The following is a 19,589-nucleotide window of genomic DNA, read 5'->3' as shown; positions in this document are numbered from 1 at the left end:
ACCTAGATGACCGCCGTCAGGGCGACGGCCCCTGCAGAAAAATCGTCGATAGCGGCGGCAGCGTCAGGGACAGGGAGACGGGCCGGCCGCGGGCGGGCACAGGTTCAGTCGATACCGCGCCGTTGACCAGGCCCGAGCCGCCATATTCCCGGGCATCCGTCGTCATCCGCTCGATCCACACGCCGTCTCTCGGCACACCGATCCTGTAGCCGTAACGCGGCACCGGCGTAAAATTCGACATGACCAGCACCGACGAAGCGCGATCGGGCGCATAACGGAGCATTCCGAGGACGGAATTGGCGGCGTCATCGGCGGTCGCCCATTCGAAGCCCTCGGGATGAAAGTCGCCGAACTGCAATGCCGGCTCGTCCCCGTAAAGGCCGTTCAGATCCTTCACCAGCCGCTGGATCCCCACATGCTGAGGTTGGTCCAGCACATCCCAGGTCACCGACCCGTCATGGTTCCACTCGCCAGGCTGAGCGACTTCGCTTCCCATGAACAAGAGCTTCTTGCCGGGATGGCCCCACATGAAGGCGAGATAGCTGCGCAGATTGGCGAATTTCTGCCATTCGTCGCCCGGCATCTTCGTCAGCAGCGAGCCCTTTCCGTAGACGACCTCGTCATGTGAAATCGGCAGAATGAAGCGTTCGGAATAGGCATAGATCATGCCGAAGGTCATCGTGCCATGGGCGTAACTCCGGTAAATCGGATCCTTCTCGATGTAACTCAGGCTGTCATGCATCCAGCCCATGTTCCATTTGATGTCGAAGCCCAGCCCCCCTTGCTCCGGCGGCTTCGTCACCCCCGGCCAGGCCGTCGATTCCTCGGCGATCGTCACCGCGTGCGGGCAGCGCTCGTGAATGATGCTGTTCAGGTGCTTGAAGAATTCGACAGCTTCCAGATTCTCCCGGCCGCCATACTGGTTGGGAATCCATTCGCCCTCGTTGCGGCTGTAGTCGCGGTAGAGCATCGAGGCAACGGCATCGACCCGCAAGCCGTCGATATGGTAGCGCTCCAGCCACTCCAGCGCACTCGCGATCAGAAACCCTTTCACCTCGTTGCGGCCGAGATTGTAGATCAGCGTGTTCCAGTCGCGGTGAAAGCCTTCACGCGGATCTTCGTGCTCGTAGAGCGCGCTGCCGTCGAAGCGGGCAAGTCCCCAGACGTCAGTGGGAAAATGGGCCGGCACCCAATCGAGGATGACGCCTAGCCCGGCCCCATGGCAGCGGTCGATAAAATAGGCGAAGTCCTCAGGCGTCCCATATCGGCCAGTGGGAGCGAACAGACCGAGCGGCTGATAGCCCCAGGACCCGCCGAACGGATGCTCCATGATCGGAAGCAACTCGATATGGGTAAAGCCCATGTCGCTGACATAGGGAACCAGCCGCTGGCTGAGTTCGACCCAGTCGAGCGACCTGTTGCCATCCTTTTGATCGCGAAGCCAGGAGCCGGCGTGCACCTCATAGACGGAGAACGCACCCTCCAGCCTGTCTTGTCGGGACCGGCCCTTCATCCAGCGGTCATCGGTCCATCGAAACGGCGTCGACGATGCGACGATGGAGGCGGTGGACGGAGCGGCCTCACTCGCCCTTGCCACCGGATCGGCCTTCTGCGGCAGGCAGGTCCCCTCAGCATCGACGATCTCAAACTTGTATCTTTCTCCGGGTGCCAGCCGGGGGATAAACAGCTCCCAGACGCCCGCCGACTGTCTCAGCCGCATCGGGTTTCGTCGCCCATCCCAGGCGTTGAAGTCGCCGACGACCGAGACGCGGCGCGCATTCGGAGCCCACACGGCGAAACGAACGCCCGATACACCCTCGATCGACATCGCCACCGCGCCGAGCGTCCGGCTCAGACTATAGTGAGTGCCCTCCGATATCAGATGGAGGTCGAGCTCTCCGAGCAGCAGACCGAAACTGTAGGGGTCCTCGGTGATCTGGACTGCATCCGGCCACGTGATCCGCAGCCGGTATCCCGTCCTCGAGGCGGCGGTCGCGGCAAACAGGCCTGACGGGTGGGCGATGCTGAACGGCGTCACCACCCGGCCGCTCGTCGCATCGATGAGATCAACCGCTTCGGCGCCAGGCAGGTATACCCGCACGATCGTCATGCCGCCGCTTTGGTGGGGACCGAGGATCGAAAAGGGATCGCCATGGCGCCCTTCGATCAAGGCCCATATCGGATCCTGTCCGATGCCCGCCAGTAGTTCCGAGCGCTCAACATTCATGCCTTGACCCCCGCCAGACGCGATACGATTTCGGCAAAGCCGGATAGGGGGATCGGAAGCCATTTCGGCCTGTTGCGGGCCTCATAAGCGATCTCATAGGCGGCCTTTTCGAGAAGAAAGGCATCGAGAACCCTCCGTCTTTGATTGGGTGGCATGTCAAGCTCCTTCGATACGGAGACCGCCTGCGAATAGGCATCGAGAAAGGCCTCCTCGGCATGGCGCCCAAAGCGGGCGATCGCCTCGCGCCGGACTTCGTTCTCGTGCTCGATGACCGCGTCGTTATCGAGCTGGGCGGTGGCCACGAGATAGTTCAGCGATCTCAAAAGGCCGGCGACATCACGCAGCGGGTTTGTCTTGGCGCGGCGCTCGGTCAAGTTTTTCGCGGGCTCGCCCTCGAAGTCGATGATGACGGCATCGCCTTCGCTGACGAGGATCTGGCCAAGATGAAAATCGCCATGCGTGCGCGTCATCAGCATATTACGGGCGCTTTCCGCCAGCGTCGCGGCGAGTTCGACGAGTTCGGAGCGGCGCTCGAGAAGCGGTGCCGCAAGCAGGTCGATGGCGGGATCGGCATTCTCCGCGCGTTCGTCGAGCTTCGATAGGGCATAGGCGACCTCGCCGGCAACGGCCTTCTTTATCGCTTCGACCTCACTGTCGCCAGCGACCACCGGGCTGAAGGCCTCGTCCCCGGTATCCCCGGCGAGCACGACATGCAGCTCGCCGAGCCTGAGGCCGACCATCGCGACGAAGCTGATCAACGGCCGAAAGACGTCATCGCCCGGTTGGACGGCCGGGTCGTTCAGCACGAGTTCGTCTGCCCCACGGCGCAGATTGTTCAACATCCAGTTCCAGGCGTCGCCCTGATTGCGGATCGCGCCCTGGACGATGATCAAGGTCGAACGTCGTCCGCTGGAATCGGTGTGCGCGACCTCGCCGAGCAGGGGTGCCGTGTGGTCATAGCCGGCGCGGGTGAGATAGCGCGTCATCTCGACCTCCGGATGAATGCCGGGAAAGATGTGCCTGATCAGCTTGATCATCGCTAGGTCGCCGACGATCAACGAGCTGTTGGACTGCTCGGCCGAGAGCCAATGGACCGGAAGGTCGTCGGTGACTTCGAGGCGGTCGAGCCGCTCTGTGCCGAGAAATTCGAGGGTGCCGGTGCGGCCGGTGATGCGCGAGCGGTCTCCAAGCCCGCGCAGGATGCCACGCGCCATCGCCTCCACGGCAAATCCGTCCGTGAGGAAACCGACGCGCCTGCCCTGGCGAATCCGTCCGAGTGCCAGCTGCTGGGTCAGCGCGGACGGTTGCGCATCGTCCCAGGCAACCGCCAGCGGCAGCTGGTAGGATTCGCTGTGGTTCGGCAGCACGGCTTCCAATTCGCCGAGAACGATGCCGTCGGCAAACGGGATCGGCGTTGCGGAGATTAGACGGGCCGCCTGAAGCGCCTGGTCCTTCGCCCCGAACCACCGCCGCTTCGCGAGATAGGCCGGCAGGATTTCTGTGCTGAGGACGCGCGCAAGCTTGGGTTCATCGACAAGATCGAGCAGGCCGCGGCGGATGACCATCGTCACCAGATCGGGAAGCTGCTCCGGCGGCGCGGTGCGCCATGCCGGCGGGTCGGCATCGGCCTCCAGCTGGAACCAGAAGAAACCGTAGGGCGGCAATGTCAGCAGATAGGTCAGCTGGCCGATCGGCGGAAAGGGCGACATGCCGGTCAATTCGATCGGTACGCGGCCCTCGAAAGCCGAGAGGTCGAGCTCGACCGCCTGGGGCAGCCGGGAAAGGTTTGCGACGCACATCAGCGTCTCGCCGTCATATTCTCTGAGATAGGCAAGGATCTTGCGATTCTCGGGCGAGAGAAACCGCAGCGAACCTCGCCCGAAGGCCGGATGCCTGCCGCGCAGCGCCAGCATCTTTCGCGTCCAGTTGAGCAGCGAATGCGCATCCGTGCTCTGCGCCTCGACGTTGACCGCCTCGAAACCGTAAAGGGGATCTGCGACCGGCGGCAGTACGAGACGCGCCGGGTCTACCCTGGAGAATCCGCCATTGCGGTCCGGAGACCATTGCATCGGCGTCCTCACCCCGTCCCGGTCGCCGAGATAGATATTGTCGCCCATGCCGATCTCGTCGCCGTAATAGATGACAGGCGTTCCCGGCATCGACAGAAGAAGCGCGTTCATCAGCTCGATCCGCCGGCGGTCGCGCTCCATCAACGGCGCCAGGCGCCGCCTTATGCCGAGATTGATGCGGGCACGTTTGTCGGATGCATAGGTCTCCCAGAGATAATCCCGCTCGGCGTCGGTCACCATTTCGAGCGTCAGCTCGTCGTGGTTGCGAAGGAAGATCGCCCATTGGCAATTCTCCGGGATTTCGGGCGTCTGGCGCAGGATGTCGGTGATCGGAAACCGGTCCTCCTTGGCGATCGCCATATACATGCGCGGCATCAGCGGGAAGTGGAAGGCCATGTGGCATTCGTCACCCTCTCCGAAATATTCGCGCGTGTCCTCCGGCCATTGATTGGCCTCGGCAAGCAGCATCACGCCGGGGTGGGTGGCATCGAGCGCGGCGCGTATGCGTTTGAGGATCGCATGGGTTTCCGGCAGGTTTTCGTTGATCGTCCCCTCGCGCTCGACGAGGTAGGGGATCGCGTCGAGACGAAAACCGTCGATGCCGGTTTCCAGCCAGAAGCGCATCACCCTCAGCAATTCCTCCATGACAAGGGGGCTATCGAAATTGAGGTCGGGCTGATGGGAATAGAAGCGGTGCCAGTAATAGGCGCCGGCGATCGCGTCCCATGTCCAGTTGGATTTTTCCGTATCGATGAAAATGATCCGCGTTTCCGGAAATTTCTGATCGGTATCGGACCAAACGTAGAAGTCGCGCTCTGGCGATCCCGCCGGCGCCTGGCGCGCACGCTGGAACCAGGGATGCTGATCGGAGGTGTGATTGATGACAAGTTCGATGATGACGCGGATATTGCGCTGGTGGGCGGCGTCGACGAAAGCGCGGAAGTCCTCTACCGTTCCGTAATCGGAGCTGACACTGCCGTAGTCGGCAATGTCGTAGCCGTCGTCTCGGCGCGGCGAGGGAAAGAACGGCAGCAGCCAGATGGCGTTGACGCCAAGGGCTGCGATATGATCGAGCTTCTGGTGCAGGCCTGCGAAATCGCCGACGCCGTCGCCATTGGCGTCGTAGAACGACTTGATGTGCAGCTGGTAAATGATCGCATCCTTGTACCAGAGCGGCTGGTTCATACCATCAGGATTCAACGTGTCCATTCATGCCTCCGCTGCGCGAACGCGCCAGATCGCAAAGGGCAGGATCTGAGGGTTGAAGCTCACTCTTTGCCACTTGCCATTCCATCTGAACCGATGCCCAGCGACCAGATCGTCGGCGTCGAGCGCTCCACCGTCTCCGAGCGACCACTTCCAGAGGGGCAGCTCGACCTCGCTTTCCTGAAAGTTGTGTGGATCGAGACTGATGGCGATCAACAATACATTGTCGCGGGCGCGGCTCGCCTTTTCGAAGAACAGGATGTTGTCGTTCCAGGCGTTCAGCAGCGTCAGACCGAGATGGGAATGCAGGGCAAGATTTTCGTTCCGGATGCGGTTGAGCATCCTGATCTCGGCGATGATATTGCCCGGGCGGTCGTAGTCCCAGGCGCGGATCTCATACTTCTCGCTGTCGGCATATTCCTTGCGCTTGGCATCAGGACGCCCCTCGCATAGTTCGAAACCGTTGTAGACGCCCCAAAGCCCCGACAGCGTGGCGGCCAACGCCGCCCGAATTAGGAAGGCGGAACGCGGCGCGTTCTGAAGGAAATCCGGATTGATATCGTGGGTGTTGACGAAGAAATGCGGGCGGAAGAATTCCTTCGGCGCCGTCTCCGTCAGCTCCCGCATATATTGCTCGAGCTCCCACTTGGCATTGCGCCAGGTGAAGTAGGTATAGGACTGGGAGAAGCCGATCTTTGCCAGCCGGTACATGACCTTCGGCTTGGTGAAGGCTTCCGAGAGGAAGACGACATCGGGGTGGCGGGCCCTGATATCGCCGATCAGCCATTCCCAGAACGGAAAGGGCTTGGTGTGTGGATTGTCGACGCGAAACAGCTTGACGCCCTGGTCCACCCAAAGCTGAACGACATCCCTGAGCTCCACCCACAACGAAGGCAGCGCATCTCTGGTGTAGAAATCGACGTTGACGATGTCCTCGTATTTCTTCGGCGGGTTTTCGGCATATTTGATCGTGCCGTCGGGACGCCAGTCGAACCAGCCGGGATGCTCCTTCAGCCAGGGGTGATCCGGCGACGCCTGGATTGCGAGGTCGAGAGCAATCTCCAGGCCATGCCGGCCTGCCTCCTCCACCAGCCGGCGGAAATCCTCGAACTCGCCGAGCTCGGGATGGATGGCATCATGGCCGCCGTCCTCGGAGCCGATGGCATAGGGACTTCCGGGGTCGCCCGGCCCGGCTTTCAGGCTGTTGTTGCGGCCTTTCCGGTTGGTCGAGCCGATCGGATGAATCGGCGGGAAATAGAGCACGTCGAAGCCCATGTCACGGATGTCGGGCAATCTCGGGATGACGTCGTCGAAGGTGCCGTGCCGGTCCGGGTCGCCGCTCTGAGAGCGCGGAAAGATCTGGTACCAGCTGGCAAAGGCAGCCTCCTTGCGTTCGGCATCGACGGCGCTTGCCGTCGAGCGAAGCCGAAACGGCCGCCTGTCCGCCTTGTTCATCAATTCCGATGTTCGGGCATCGAGCAGGATCGCCGTGCGCTCGGCATCCGAGGCGCTTTCGAGACTGCTGACGAGGGCCTTCAATTCGGCGCCGAGCGCGGCACCTGCATGCGTCTCAGCCGAGCGAACCAGGTTCAGCCCCTCCTGGAGTTCGAGCTTCAGGTCCAGCCGGGCATCGTTCTTCTTCGTCAGTTCGTAGCGAAAGATCGCAAACGGGTTCTTCCATGCCTCGACGGCGAATTCATAGCGTCCGGTGCGTTCCAGCAGGAACTCGGCACGCCAGCGGTCGTTTTCGACCAGTTGCATCTCCGTCTCGTTCCAGTCCGCCGCATCGAGCGGCCGCCAGAGCAGGACCGCGGCAATCGGGTCGTGGCCATCAGCGAATATATCCGCCTCGACGGTGAGGATATCGCCGACCACCCGTTTGACGGGAAAGCGCCCGTCATCGACCCGCGGCATGATGTTTTCGATGGCGAGCCGCGGCGATGCCGTCGCCTGCTCGACGTCGAGGATCGGCCGGGATGTGATCGGCGCCGGCGCCTTGCATTCGACCACCAGGGTCTCCCCTGCCCGCAACCGCAGAGCCGTACCATCGGCTGCGACTGGAAGAAAACCGGAAGCCGCTTCGCGCAGTGCAGTTACCGGAGCGGGCGCATTTTTCCGAAGGTCCCTGTTGAGCAGGATGAACCGCACATTCTCGGCGTCGCGAAGATCTTCCGCCGCCGATTGCAGCAGCGCTGAGACCGGTCCGTTGGCATTGCGGATGAGCCGAAGCGATGATGCAAACACATGGGGAGCCTTGCCGATCTCCGTGTTCGCAAGGCGAATTTCGGAGGAGATATCGAAAGCGAGATCATGGCGCAGCCCCCGCAAGCCCGTTCCATTCCCATGGGTCGGATCGAGCGGTGTGGCGGCGCCATATTCGAAGCCCATCGGAACCATCAGGCCGCCGCCCAGCGAGGCGGCAAGGCGCAGCGCCCTTATGGCCCGCCGTTCGAGGATTTCGCGACTCTCGGTTCCGTGCGCGATCCGCCTGGCGAATGGCGGCTCGGGAAAAGCGATCTGCCAGCCAAGCTGCTTCTGGACGCGGTGTTCTTCGATGAACCATCTCTCGTCAAAATCCCACCAGGCCATCGATGAAAAACATCCATCAAAGCCTGTATTCTTGACCGCCTCCCTCACCCCGAAATCAGTGCCGGGCGTCCAGGCGAAGAATTGCGCGTCCGCCTTTTCGCGCACTGCCGCAATCAGCGATTTGAAAACTACCGGCGCAATGCGATCGATTCCGAGCGCCCGATAACCGGAGAGCCCAAGACCGGCCAGCCCTCGCAGCCGTTCGGTCCATTCTTCCAACAGCCGCGATTGAGACTCCGCCTCCATCGTCATCATCGGTTGCGCCGGGTCCAATGGCGAGCGCCTCGGATCGACCGGGCGAAAGCCAGCCTTGGTATCCCGGGCCTTGCCGTCGAGCATCAGATCCATCATCAGAGCAACGCCGCTCTTGCGGCCGGCCTCCACCAGGCGACCCACCCCATCCTCGACGGCGCTTCCGAGCGACAGTTGAGGATCGAGACAATTCAGATCTTGGAAGGCAAAGATGCTGCGCGCGGCGCCCCGATCGAAGAGCGGTGCCGTCAGCACACGGTCGAAACCAGTATCCGCAGCATGGTCGAAAACCTCGCGCCACGCATCGATACCCTGAAGAAGGAGTGGATTGACATAATAGATCCGGGGTGGGGTGCTCAACACACCCTGGTTTGGAGAGAATGACATCGGCCGCCGCTCGAGTTTGGTTTGAAGGCAAACTTCTGTTGCCCGACGTTGTTCCACCGAAAGTTTCAATTCAGGTTGCGCCAGACATCGCCGACCGTACCGGCGCGGGACCGATGGAACGCGCTCGATACGCGCGTCAAAAGCCTTGAACTGCGCAGACGGACCTTGAAGGTTCGCGACATAATTGGATAGTCTTAGGCTTTCTGCGACGATGACCCATTTGGCCGACGGAAGCCCCGTCGCCGCCCCGCACCGTTCTGAAAGATCAGGCGCCCGAACGAGACTTGATGTATCCGAATGAAATCACTGCGATTGCAATAGAGGCGAGCAGACGTGAATCCATCGGTGGAATTGTGTTCATATCCCGAACTCGATGATCGAATCGTGATCGTCAGGGCGGGGGACGAGGTTGATGGCGTGTTTGTCCGCACCGAAAAGTTCAATGTCCTGATCGATACGCTCGGCACGCCCGAACTCTGCATGGCGGCGCTGGACCTGCTCGAGGGACAGACGAACGCTCGTCCGTTGATCGTCATCAATTCGCACATGGATTGGGATCATTTCTGGGGAAATGCCGCCATTGCCGGGCGCGCTCCGATTATCGCGCATGTCGCCGCGCTCGACCGTTTACGCGACCCTTCCGCACGGGAGGTCCTGAGGGACAAGGCGAGCCAGGAGTCGAGGTTTCGGAACGTCGACCTCATCGGTCCCGATATCACATTCTCCGGCTCGATGACCCTCAACGGCGGCGATCTGACCCTGGAACTCATTCATACGCCGGGGCACACGCCCGATCATATCGCCGTATGGATTCCCGAACTTCGCATTTGCCTGGCCGTTGACGCGGTGGAATACCCCATCCCCGAAGTCTGGAGCAAAAGTGCAGGCGACCTGCGCCTGATCCGTTCCTCGCTCGAGCGGATACGTGACCTCAATGCAAGACTGGTCATCCCTGCGCACGGTCGGACGCACTCTCCTTCGGCGGTGGATGACAACCTCGCCTATTTCCGAGCCCTGGCCGATCGTGTCGGCAGTTTGAGCGAGAGCCAGCTGGCCGATCCGCAACTCGGCAGTTCAAGCGGCCTGCGGCTTGAAAACTTCGTCCCCATCCCCGACGGAATGCCTTCCGACACGGTGGCATTCTACCGGAACTGCCATGAGACAAACCTTGGTGCCACGGTTCAGGCCCATATCGAAAAACTGAATTCGCATAAAGAACGTCTGGGGGCCGGAACGTGAAACTGTTGGAGGGCGGACGAACCGGGCAGATTTGGCAGGACGGCAATACCGTGATCAGGCCTTCCGGCGCATGGACGCCGACGGTGCACCGGTTTTTGCGCCATCTCAGGAGCAGAGGCTTTCCGGGAGCGCCGGATCCTATCGAGATAACCGAGAACCAGGAAGTCGTCAGCTATGTCAGCGGGCGCGTCTGCGAAGACTTGAGCGACCGGTTTGTCGGATCGGAACGCATGCTGCCTTCCGCAGCCAAGCTTCTGCGCGATTTTCATTTGGCATCTCAAGGGTTTCTCGAATCGGATCGCGAGATCCAGACATGGATGCTGCCGCCACAGGAGCCGCGCGAGATCATATGCCACGGCGATTATGCGCCCTACAATGTCGCGACGGTAGACCATGAAGCTGTCGGGATCATCGATTTCGACACCGCCCATCCCGCCCCGCGCCTGTGGGATCTGGCCTATTCGGTCTACCGCTGGGCGCCGCTTTCCGATCCCGCCAATCCGGACGTGACCTTCGGCCTCGACGATCAGCTGCGCCGGGCGGAAATCTTCTGCACGGCATATGGGGCGACGATGGAAGACCGGCTCCAGCTCCCTGAGATGATCTGCAGGCGGCTGCAGGCGCTCGTCGATTTCATGCTGACAAGTGCGGCCGCCGGAGATGAGACGTTCATGGAGGACGTGGTTGCCGGAGACGCCCGGCTGTATCTCAGCGATATGGACTACGTTCGCAGCAATCGGGACCGGCTGCTGAAGGCGTTGCGCTGACGTACCATCGCCAAGCCGAATGTCTGTCGCACATCCCCCTGCATCACATATTTAGAGCCACTTCTTCCGACGGAAGAAAGTGAAGAGGCCCAGGCACAAGGTGACGATGACGCCTAGCACGACGAAATAGCCATACTGGAATTTCAGCTCCGGCATATCGTTGAAATTCATCCCATAGATGCCGGCGATCGCGGTGGGAACGGCGAGGATCGCCGCCCAGGCGGCGAGCTTGCGAGCGATTGCCGTCTGCTCCGTTTGGCCGATCATTACGCTGGCCTCGAAGGCGAAGGCGAGGACCTCGCGCAGTGCATCGATATCTTCCTGAACCCGGCGGACGTGATCGGTCACGTCGCGAAACAGCGACTGGAGCGTCGGATCCATGCCGGGAAGATCGATGTGCTCGTATCGCCGGCAGACGTCTACCAGCGGCACCACAGCATTGCGCAGCCGCAGCAGCTTGCGCCGCAACATGTAAAGCCGCTCGATGTCGGACTTTTCCAGCTGTTCGCGCAGCACCAGATCCTCGAGCTTCTCGACCTCCTCCTGCACGACCTCGATGACAGGCATGTAGTTGTCGACGATGAAATCGAGGATGGAATAGAGAATATAATTCTCGCCATGGGCAAGTGCTGCCGGCGTGGCCTCGCATCGCTGACGCACCGCCAGATAGGAGGACGAGTCGCCGTGGCGGACGGAAACGACATAACCGCGACCGACGAACAGATGCGTTTCGCCGAAGACGATTTCGTCATCCTTCATATGGGCGGTCCGGGCGACGATGAACATCGCGTCGCCGTAAATTTCCAGTTTCGGGCGCTGGTGGGGCTGCGCCGCATCCTCGATCGCCAAGGCATGGAGGTTGAACTCGGCCTGGACCTGATGCAGCAGCACTTCATCAGGCTCGTGCAGGCCGATCCAGACGACGGCATTCTCCCGGCTTCGCCATTCGCCGGCCTCCTCTATCCTGATGTCGCGAATGCGTTGCCCATGCTGATAAACGGCGGCGGCCACGACGCCGGGCCGTTCATACGGAGGCGATGTGGAACCCCCGTCTGCCAGAGCGGAAATACCGTTCAGATCCTTCAGGCGTTCCAAATCCAGCTATCCTCTCCATTCCCGCACGGGATCAAATATCCGCGGGCCAATCCCTTCGCCGGTCAGGCGCTCAGCCGATCATAATGCTATTTCGTAAAACATGCATCACCGTGCCTGTGCGGGGTCTGACCAGCCGCCTTCATCTGGCCAGGCGCCGGGCAGCGTCATGTGTCCGTGGAAATATCGTCTATGCGGTTGCCGCTCGCCGCTGAAACGGGCGACGACAGGAAACCCCGACATAAAAAGGCGCCCGGCCATTGCCGGGCGCTTTTCATTCATATCCTCGAGGTCAATTTGACCGCAGGGGAAAGTTTTCTCTCCATTTGCGCATGTGACAATTAAATAGTCACATTATGTACATCTCTTGGTGATGCCTGAGGACTAGCCATCACCGCCCTGACCTCAGTCTGGTCATTGCGAGCCGACGACACGCCCGGCCAGACGAAACGGACTCGCGACTGCGGCGCCGGCAGCATCGAAGACATAGGCGCCGACGTCGCCGGCGGTCGAACGCCTCCCGCTTTCGAAGGAGGCAAGCTGCGCTCCGAACTTGGCGAGCGACGCGTAGCGGTCATGCCCCAGCCCGTCGGATGCCTGGATCGACGTGATGTCGATGACCCGAAGCCTTTCCTTCAAGGCAGCCTCCCTGATGACTGGGTCGTCGATATCGAGGCGTCCGACCCGCGCCCGCTCTCCCGCTATGAAGCTCGATGCCACCAGCGCCCGGTCGTCCTTCGAAACGAGAAGGGATATGGGGATCGGCATCCGCCCGATATCCTTCAGCTGGGACCGAAAAACATCGACGTCGATGTCAGGGGCGGCCAGGATCACCGCCAGTTTGCCGATGGCGTCGTCGCGATGCTGCAGCTTGAGCTGGCGCACCGTCTCCATGACCAGGAATCCGCCCATGCTGTGTCCGAAAAGGATGATGCGTTTCACCTTTCCTGAAGCCGCGAGCGACGTGACAAGCGAATCGAGGTCGCTGCGCGAGGACAGCGCCGCATCGCGGTCGGCGACATAGCCGGCGACGGCAGCGGCTGAAGGCCACGAAAACAGAATCGGAGAGCCCGGAATATTGGCATCCGCGGCGATCTGCGCGGTGCGAAACAGCGCCTCCTGATAACTGTAGTTATAGCCATGCACAAAGATGCCGACGGTGCCATCGGACTGCGTGGAGCGGAGCGCCTCCTCTACGAAGGCGTCCTTTGCAAGTTGCTTGCGCCCGACGACGGCAAATTGCCGTTCGGGATCCGGCGTCGCGGTCGGATATGTGATCGCAGTGTCCTTTCGGTCGGGAGGTACCGAAAACCCATACCGCTCATAGGTGAGATTGTCGGCCCATGCGCTGCCGAACCCGCCCCGTATGCTATCGGGGGTTCTGTTGGTCGCTACGAGAACGCTCACGCTGACCGGGGCCTCTTCGGCATGAGTCAGTTGACTTAGATGAACTGGCTTCAATACGTCCGGCGATGGTCTCGTCGCACAGCCTGCAAGCATCGCCAGGCCGATCGCGGCAATCATTGCCGGCCCGGTCTTCAGGAGCTCTCGGTGATCTGCCTTCGAGGGTTCCGGAGAATACCGTTCCGTCATCGATAAATTTCCCTTGGGATCAAGGCTCTCCGGCGCATGCTTCAGCCAATCTCGTCATACGGCATGTCGTTTTCGTTCCCGCGTGGGATGGCATCGCCTGCGCCACCCCACACATTTCATCGCGGCCCGTGTTGCAGCGGCCGCCGCGGCGGCCGTGGGCGATGGCCGTCGAAGACTGCTTCATACCCCTGCCGCTGCGGCTTCAGCCCGAACGCCTTCGTCCCTCGGGATCCTGAACCACGCGACGTAGAGCGCAGGCAGGAACAGCAGGGTGAGCGCGGTTCCGATGACGATGCCGCCCATCATGGCGTAGGCCATCGGGCCCCAGAAGATCTCGCGCGAGATCGGGATGAGCGCGAGCGTGGCTGCCGCGGCCGTCAGCATGATCGGCCGCATACGATGTTCGGTGGCCTCGATGACCGCCTGCCAGGGCGCCATTCCTTCGCTGCGCAGGTGTTCGATTTGGACGACCAGAATGACGGAGTTGCGGATCAGGATGCCGATAAGCGCCAGCACGCCGAGGATCGCGACGAAGCCCATGGGAGCGTTGCTAAGCAGCAGCGCTGCGACCACGCCGATCAGGGCGGTCGGCGCAACCGCGAACACCAGGAAGAGGCGGCTGAAGCTCTGTAGCTGGATCATCAGGATCGTCGCCATCGTAAACAGCATCAGCGGAGCGACCGCTGCGATCGGCCCCTGGGCATCTGCACTGGATTCGACCGCGCCACCCACTTCCACCTTGTACCCCACGGGAAGGTTTTTCTGGAATTCTTCGACCTTCGGCTTGAGCTGTTCGACGATCGTGGCCGGTTGCGTCGGACCGACGACGGCCGCCTTGACCGTTATGGTGGGTTGCCTGTCGCGACGCCAGATGGTCGGCTGCTCGAGCTCGTAGCGGAAATTCGCCACGGCAGAGAGCGGCACGACCTTGCCGTTGGAGGTGGAGAGCTGCAGGTTCTGCAGCGTCTGGATGGAGTCGCGCTCGGATGCCCTGGCGCGGCCGATGACGTTGACCAGGTAGATGTCGTCTCGAACCTGCGTGGCCGTCGAGCCTTCGACAATGCCGTTGAGGGCGGTGGCGATGTCCTCGGAGGATACGCCGAGCTGGCGCGCCTTGTCCTGCAGGACATCGACCTTCACCACGCGGGACGGCTCATTCCAGTCCAGGACCATGTTCGCCAGAAGCGGGTGCGATCCCATGACGCCGGCAAACTGCTGGGAGAGGTCGCGGACCTTTTGAATATCGGGGCCGCTGATCCGGTACTGGACCGGCTTGCCCACCGGCGGACCGATGTCGAGAAGCTTGACGAAGGCGTCGGTGCCGGGGAAGGTTTTCGTCAGATAGTCCTGCAGTTCCGCTCGCACCTTGTCGCGCACGTCGAGCCCTTTCGTGACGATGATCGTCTGTCCGAACGACACGTCGGGCGTCTGCACGTCAAAGGACAAGATGAAGCGCGGCGCACCCTGGCCGACATAGGTCGTCCAATGATCGACATCCTTGTTATCGGCCAGCATCTCCTTTTCGAACTTGGCCATCTGCCTGTTGGTTTCGGCGATCGAACTGTTGTTGGGGAGATTCCAGTCGATGACGAGCTCGGTCCTGTCCGAATTGGGGAAGAACTGCTGCTGCACCAGCCCCATGCCGCCAATCGAAAGTGCGAAGACGCCGACCGTGAGGATGATGGTGACCCAGCGCCAGCGCATCGCCAGCCCCAGAAGCCAAGAGAAGACGGAAGCGAAGCGGCCCTTCTTCTCGTGATGCGATTTCACCGTCTTCGGCAGGATCGTGACGCCGAGAAGCGGCGTGAACAGCACCGCCACCACCCAGGAAACGATCAGCGAAACTGCGATGACCACGAAAAGCGTGAAGGTGAACTCACCGGCGGCGCTGTTGTTGAGACCGACCGGGATGAAACCGGCAACGGTGACGAGCGTCCCCGTCAACATCGGGAAGGCGGTCGATGTATAGACGTGGGTGGCGGCTTTCCTCAGATCGTCGCCCGCCTCCAGGCGGGCAACCATCATCTCGACAGCAATCATGGCGTCGTCGACAAGTAGCCCGAGCGCGATGATGAGTGCGCCGAGCGAGATGCGCTGAAGCGAAATGCCGGAATATTCCATCACCACGAAGGTGATGGCGAGCACGAGAGGTATGGAGATCGCCACCACCATGCCGGCGCGAAGACCAAGGCTGATGAAGCTGATGATCAGCACGATGACGATCGCCTCGAAAAGCGCGCGGGTAAATCCGGACACAGCTTCGTCGACAACGGCCGGCTGATCGGAAACGCGGTGGACGTCCACGCCGATCGGAAGGTCAGCGACGACACGTTTCATCTGCGCGTCGAGCCCCTCGCCGAACTCCAGCAGATTGGCGCCCTGCTTCATGCCGATGGCAAGCCCGATCGCCGGCTGGCCGTTGAAGCGGAACAGCGACGAGGGCGGATCCACGTAGCCGCGTTTGATCGTGGCGACGTCGCTCAGCGGAAAGAAGCGGTTGTTTATCCGAAGATTGATCGATCTCAGGCTTTCCTCGGAGGTGAATTGGCCACTCACCCGCAATGCGATGCGTTCCGGCCCGGCGTCGACGAAGCCGGACTGCGTGACGGCATTCTGCGCCTGCAGTGTGTTGATGACGGACTGCTGGTCGATGCCGAGTGCGGCGATCTGGCGTGTGGAGAATTCGAGATAGATCGCTTCGTCCTGGGCGCCGACCACATCGACCTTGCCGACGTTGGGCACGGTCAGGACTTCGGAGCGGGCGTTTTCCACGAGATCGCGAAGCTGGCGCTGGGTAAGGCCGTCGCTGGTGAAGGCGTAGATGTTTCCGAAGACGTCGCCGAAGCGATCGTTGAAGAAAGGACCGACGACCCCGGTGGGGAAATCGCCCTTGATGTCGGCGATCATGTTGCGGATGCGCAGCCAGGTCGGCGCGACATCCTTTGCCTTGGTCGTCGGCAGCAGCTCGACGAAGACGGTCGTCTGGCCGGCAACGGTCTCGCTCTTGGTGTAGTCAAGCGATTCCAGTTCCTGGAGCTTTTTCTCGATTCTGTCGGTCACCTGCCGCGTCACCTCTTCGGCGGAGGCGCCGGGCCACTGCGCGGTGATCACCATCGTCTTGATCGTGAAGTTCGGGTCTTCCTCGCGGCCGAGCTTCACGTAAGAGAAGGCGCCTGCGAGAATGAAGACGATCATGAAGTACCAGACGAGCGAACGGTGTTCGAGCGCCCAGTCGGAAAGATTGAAGGACTTCACTGGCTGATCTCCTGGTCGATCCTGATGGTCTGGCCATCTTCAAGTTTATGCACGCCTGCCACGACCACCCTTTCCCCCGGGGCGAGCCCCTCGGTGACGCGGATGGTGCCTCCGTCTTCGACGTCACCGTCGATCTTCACGCGGCGAAGCGATACTTTCCTGGCAGGCGCATCGACAATCCAGACGCTCGGGCCGTCGCTGCCCGCAAGGATTGCCGAGGAAGGCAGGACGATCTCAGGATCCGCGGCGATGGTTGCAGAGGCTCTGATGACCGAGCCGAGCCTGAAGGCTTCCGGCGGATTGGTGAGCGCGATCTTGGTCCTGCTCGTGCGGGTAGAGGTCTCCGCCTCCGGCGCTATTTCACGCACGGTCCCGGACGTGCGGATGGTCGGATCGAGCTGTAGCGTCACCTCGAAGGGCGCGCCGGTCTTCAGTTTCTGGGCGGCGGCCTGCGGGACATCGACAACGGCGTCGCGCTTGTCCGGCCGGGCGATGGTGACGACCGTCTGGCCGGCCGACACCACCTGGCCGACCTCGGCCGAAGTCGCCGTCACCACACCATCGAATTCCGCCCGAAGCTGCGCATAACCGAGCTGCTCCTTGGCCTTGTCGAGATTGGCCTGCGCCTTGGCGACGGCGGCTGCGGCGGTTCGCCTTGCCTGCTCTGCCTCTTCGAGTGAAGCTTCGGTGCCGGAGCGCGACGCCAGCAGCGCGCGCTGGCGCTGCTCGGTGGTCACCGCGTTTCTGAGTTGGGCGTCGCTGTTTTCGACGTCCGACTGAGCGTTGCGTACAGCAAGCTCCAGCGCTAGCGGATCGATGGCGGCAACGACGTCATCCTTCTTGACGAGATCACCGACATTGACGTTGCGGGCGATCATCCGCCCGAGAATCCGAAAGCCGAGTTCGGTCTCGATCGTCGGTTCGATCGTACCGGTGAGGCCCAGGCTCGTAGCGGGCGTCTGCTTGACTGTCATCGACAGCACGGGACGGGGCGCTTCCTCCTTGCTTTCCTCCTGCGGCGCGCAGGAGGAGATCAGGGCCGTGCCCACCATCAGTGCGACTATGTTGAGATGAATACTCACTTGGAAGCTTCCTTGACATAAGACACGATTTCACCCGGCCTGAGGAATTTGGTCCCGTCGGTCACCACGACATCTCCTTCCGACACGCCTGACTTGACGATGAAGCTGCCGGTCTCGTAGCCGGCGACGTCCACTGCCCTTGCCGAAACCGCAGACGATGCGGGATCGACGATCCAGACGGCCGGCTTGCCGCCCTTGGAGGTCATGGCCGACCAGGGAAGCTGGATGACGTCCTGCGAGACGTAATTGAATCTTCCGACGACGGGAGCGCCGAGGGGAATGGGAGCGTCGCTCGATATCGCGACCTTGACCCTGATGGTTCCGGTGGAAGAATCGATGGTCGGCGAAATCTCGCGGATCTTCGCCGCAATCTTCTGCGAGGGGCTCGACAGAAGGGTCACGGTCCCGTCACCGTCGATCGGGCGCAGGAACGCGCTTTCGACCACTTCGAAGACGGCATCCCGGTCGCCATCATGGGCAAGCGTGAAGACGACCTGTGCCGCCTGCGCCACCTGCCCGACCTCAGCATTGCGGGCGGTGATCACCCCGTCGGCGTCCGCCTTCAGCTCTGTGTAAGACAAGGTGTCCTCAGCGGTTTCCAACAGCGCCTGCGCCGACTTCGTCGATGCCTGCGCGGACAGAAGCGCCTCCTGCGCCTGGTCGAGCGCCGCCCGCGTCGTCACCTGGGTTCGAAACAGGCTCTGCTGGCGGTCGAAGGCAAGCTGCGCCTGGGTCCGTTGCGCCTCAGCCGACTGAAGATTGGCGGCCGCCACATCCAGGTCTGCCTTCTGCTCTTCCGGATCGATGCGGGCGAGCAGTTGCCCCGCCTTCACGGACTGTCCGACTTCCACCAGCCGCTCGATGATCTTGCCGCTGACGCGGAAGGACAGATCGGTCTGGACACGGGCGCGGACGTCTCCGGTGATCGCGCCACCTTGGACCAGCGGCTCAGGCTTGGCGACGACGACGCTGACCTGCCGTGGGGTTGGCTCAGTCGGCCCGCGCTCATCGCTGCATGATCCGAGACCGATGGCGCATGCGATCGCTGTGGCGACCAGAATGGTTCTCATAGTTGACCTCTTGCTCTCAACGGCAGCTCCTATATAATTGACTGACGTATTAGTCAATGAAACTTTGTGCCGCAGGGACGAGAGCGTGCGCAACTAGGGAGGCGAGGCAAATGGCAGTTCAGAAGAAGATCACGCGCGCGGAACAGAAAGCGCTGCGGCCCATCCAGATCCTGGATGCCGCCTTCGAGGAATTCGTGAGAAGCGGTTTCACCGGCACGCGCGTCGAAGACATCGCCGACAGGGTCGGCGTCACCAAGGGTACGGTCTACGTCTACTTCGAGACCAAGGAGAAGCTTTTCGAAGCCATGATCAACCATTTCTCCGTGCCGTTTCACGAGTTGCTGGGGATCACGGAGGGCCTAAGCGGCAACGCTACCGACCGGCTGCTTTCCATTCTCGGCCTGCTCTACGAACAAATCGCCGAGGATCGCACGACTCGCGAGCTGACGCGGCTGGTCATAGCCGAAGGACACCGGTTCCCCGACCTGATTGACCGCCACCACGATCAGTTCATTGAGCCGATCATCGCCAAGGTCGACGCTCTCATTCTGGAGGGTGTGGCGTCGGGAGAGTTTCGCGAAATTCCGGTGGAATTCTCCGAAATCGTGGTCGCACCGATCCTGACGACGACCGTTCTGCGGCTGATATTCGATGACCGACGCGTGCCCACCCCCAATAAGGAGGCCTTCCTGCGGGCCTATTTCGATTTGCTGCTCAATGGCCTGCTTGCCAAACCGCACTGATCGCCGAATAACGGAAAA

Annotated in this window: 11 protein-coding genes; 3 read left to right on the top strand and 8 right to left on the bottom strand. The window is 61.5% G+C overall.

Annotated features, from left to right (window positions below):
* Positions 1 to 16 precede the first annotated feature (16 nt).
* From glgB to V8P77_RS10295, 3 genes are read right to left on the bottom strand one after another with little or no spacing between them, the layout of a single operon-like run.
* Complete coding sequence (gene glgB / locus V8P77_RS10305) at positions 17 to 2,227, bottom strand: 1,4-alpha-glucan branching protein GlgB (RefSeq protein ID WP_335912286.1); 2,211 nt, start codon at positions 2,225 to 2,227, stop codon at positions 17 to 19.
* Positions 2,224 to 5,505: a maltose alpha-D-glucosyltransferase gene (gene treS / locus V8P77_RS10300; protein WP_335912284.1), complete on the bottom strand. Its 3,282-nt coding sequence runs from the start codon at positions 5,503 to 5,505 to the stop codon at positions 2,224 to 2,226. The genes glgB and treS overlap by 4 nt, the downstream gene beginning before the upstream one ends.
* Positions 5,506 to 8,730: an alpha-1,4-glucan--maltose-1-phosphate maltosyltransferase gene (locus tag V8P77_RS10295; protein ID WP_335912283.1), complete on the bottom strand. Its 3,225-nt coding sequence runs from the start codon at positions 8,728 to 8,730 to the stop codon at positions 5,506 to 5,508. It lies immediately after the preceding gene.
* A 333-nt stretch (positions 8,731 to 9,063) separates the two neighbouring features.
* Here V8P77_RS10295 and V8P77_RS10290 point away from each other — a divergent pair, with 333 nt between their 5' ends.
* Together V8P77_RS10290 and V8P77_RS10285 are read left to right on the top strand one after the other, a co-directional pair.
* The gene (locus V8P77_RS10290; RefSeq protein ID WP_335912282.1) at positions 9,064 to 9,969 is read left to right on the top strand and encodes an MBL fold metallo-hydrolase; all 906 of its coding nucleotides are present in this window, start codon (positions 9,064 to 9,066) and stop codon (positions 9,967 to 9,969) included.
* Entirely contained in the window at positions 9,966 to 10,736 is a 771-nt protein-coding gene (locus tag V8P77_RS10285; protein ID WP_335912281.1) for a phosphotransferase enzyme family protein, read from the top strand. Before V8P77_RS10290 ends, V8P77_RS10285 begins: the two co-directional genes overlap by 4 nt.
* 51 nt (positions 10,737 to 10,787) lie before the next feature.
* Here V8P77_RS10285 and corA read toward each other — a convergent pair whose 3' ends face one another.
* The 5 genes from corA to V8P77_RS10260 all read right to left on the bottom strand — a co-directional run bounded on the left by corA (position 10,788) and on the right by V8P77_RS10260 (position 18,828).
* Positions 10,788 to 11,831 (bottom strand): magnesium/cobalt transporter CorA, encoded by a 1,044-nt coding sequence (gene corA, locus V8P77_RS10280; RefSeq protein WP_335912279.1) that lies wholly within the window; start codon positions 11,829 to 11,831, stop codon positions 10,788 to 10,790.
* 411 nt (positions 11,832 to 12,242) lie between these two features.
* Positions 12,243 to 13,352 (bottom strand): alpha/beta hydrolase, encoded by a 1,110-nt coding sequence (locus V8P77_RS10275; protein WP_335912884.1) that lies wholly within the window; start codon positions 13,350 to 13,352, stop codon positions 12,243 to 12,245.
* Between the two features lie 249 nt (positions 13,353 to 13,601).
* Positions 13,602 to 16,676, bottom strand: a complete 3,075-nt coding sequence (locus V8P77_RS10270) for an efflux RND transporter permease subunit (protein WP_335912278.1) — start codon at positions 16,674 to 16,676, stop codon at positions 13,602 to 13,604.
* A complete protein-coding gene (locus V8P77_RS10265) occupies positions 16,673 to 17,758 on the bottom strand; it encodes an efflux RND transporter periplasmic adaptor subunit (protein ID WP_335912276.1) in 1,086 nt (361 codons plus the stop codon). The genes V8P77_RS10270 and V8P77_RS10265 overlap by 4 nt, the downstream gene beginning before the upstream one ends.
* Positions 17,755 to 18,828, bottom strand: coding sequence for an efflux RND transporter periplasmic adaptor subunit (locus V8P77_RS10260; protein ID WP_335912275.1), 1,074 nt, complete (start codon positions 18,826 to 18,828; stop codon positions 17,755 to 17,757). The genes V8P77_RS10265 and V8P77_RS10260 overlap by 4 nt, the downstream gene beginning before the upstream one ends.
* Positions 18,829 to 18,938: 110 nt before the next feature.
* On the opposite strand from V8P77_RS10260, the gene V8P77_RS10255 reads away from it, so the two are divergent.
* Positions 18,939 to 19,571, top strand: coding sequence for a TetR/AcrR family transcriptional regulator (locus V8P77_RS10255; RefSeq protein WP_335912274.1), 633 nt, complete (start codon positions 18,939 to 18,941; stop codon positions 19,569 to 19,571).
* Positions 19,572 to 19,589: the final 18 nt, after the last annotated feature.

The sequence above is a fragment of the Rhizobium aouanii genome (genome assembly GCF_037002925.1).
Classification (GTDB): domain Bacteria; phylum Pseudomonadota; class Alphaproteobacteria; order Rhizobiales; family Rhizobiaceae; genus Rhizobium; species Rhizobium aouanii.
Note: the sequence above shows the minus strand (reverse complement) of the source record. Positions and strands in the feature narration are given on the sequence as shown.

Excerpts from the sequence above, each read along its gene's own strand:
- glgB (WP_335912286.1), bottom strand. The coding sequence starts at position 2,227 with ATGAATGTTGAGCGCTCGGAACTACTGGCGGGCATCGGACAGGATCCG.
- treS (WP_335912284.1), bottom strand. The coding sequence starts at position 5,505 with ATGGACACGTTGAATCCTGATGGTATGAACCAGCCGCTCTGGTACAAG.
- V8P77_RS10295 (WP_335912283.1), bottom strand. The coding sequence starts at position 8,730 with ATGTCATTCTCTCCAAACCAGGGTGTGTTGAGCACCCCACCCCGGATC.
- V8P77_RS10275 (WP_335912884.1), bottom strand. The coding sequence starts at position 13,352 with ATGATTGCCGCGATCGGCCTGGCGATGCTTGCAGGCTGTGCGACGAGA.
- V8P77_RS10260 (WP_335912275.1), bottom strand. The coding sequence starts at position 18,828 with ATGAGAACCATTCTGGTCGCCACAGCGATCGCATGCGCCATCGGTCTC.
- V8P77_RS10255 (WP_335912274.1), top strand. The coding sequence starts at position 18,939 with ATGGCAGTTCAGAAGAAGATCACGCGCGCGGAACAGAAAGCGCTGCGG.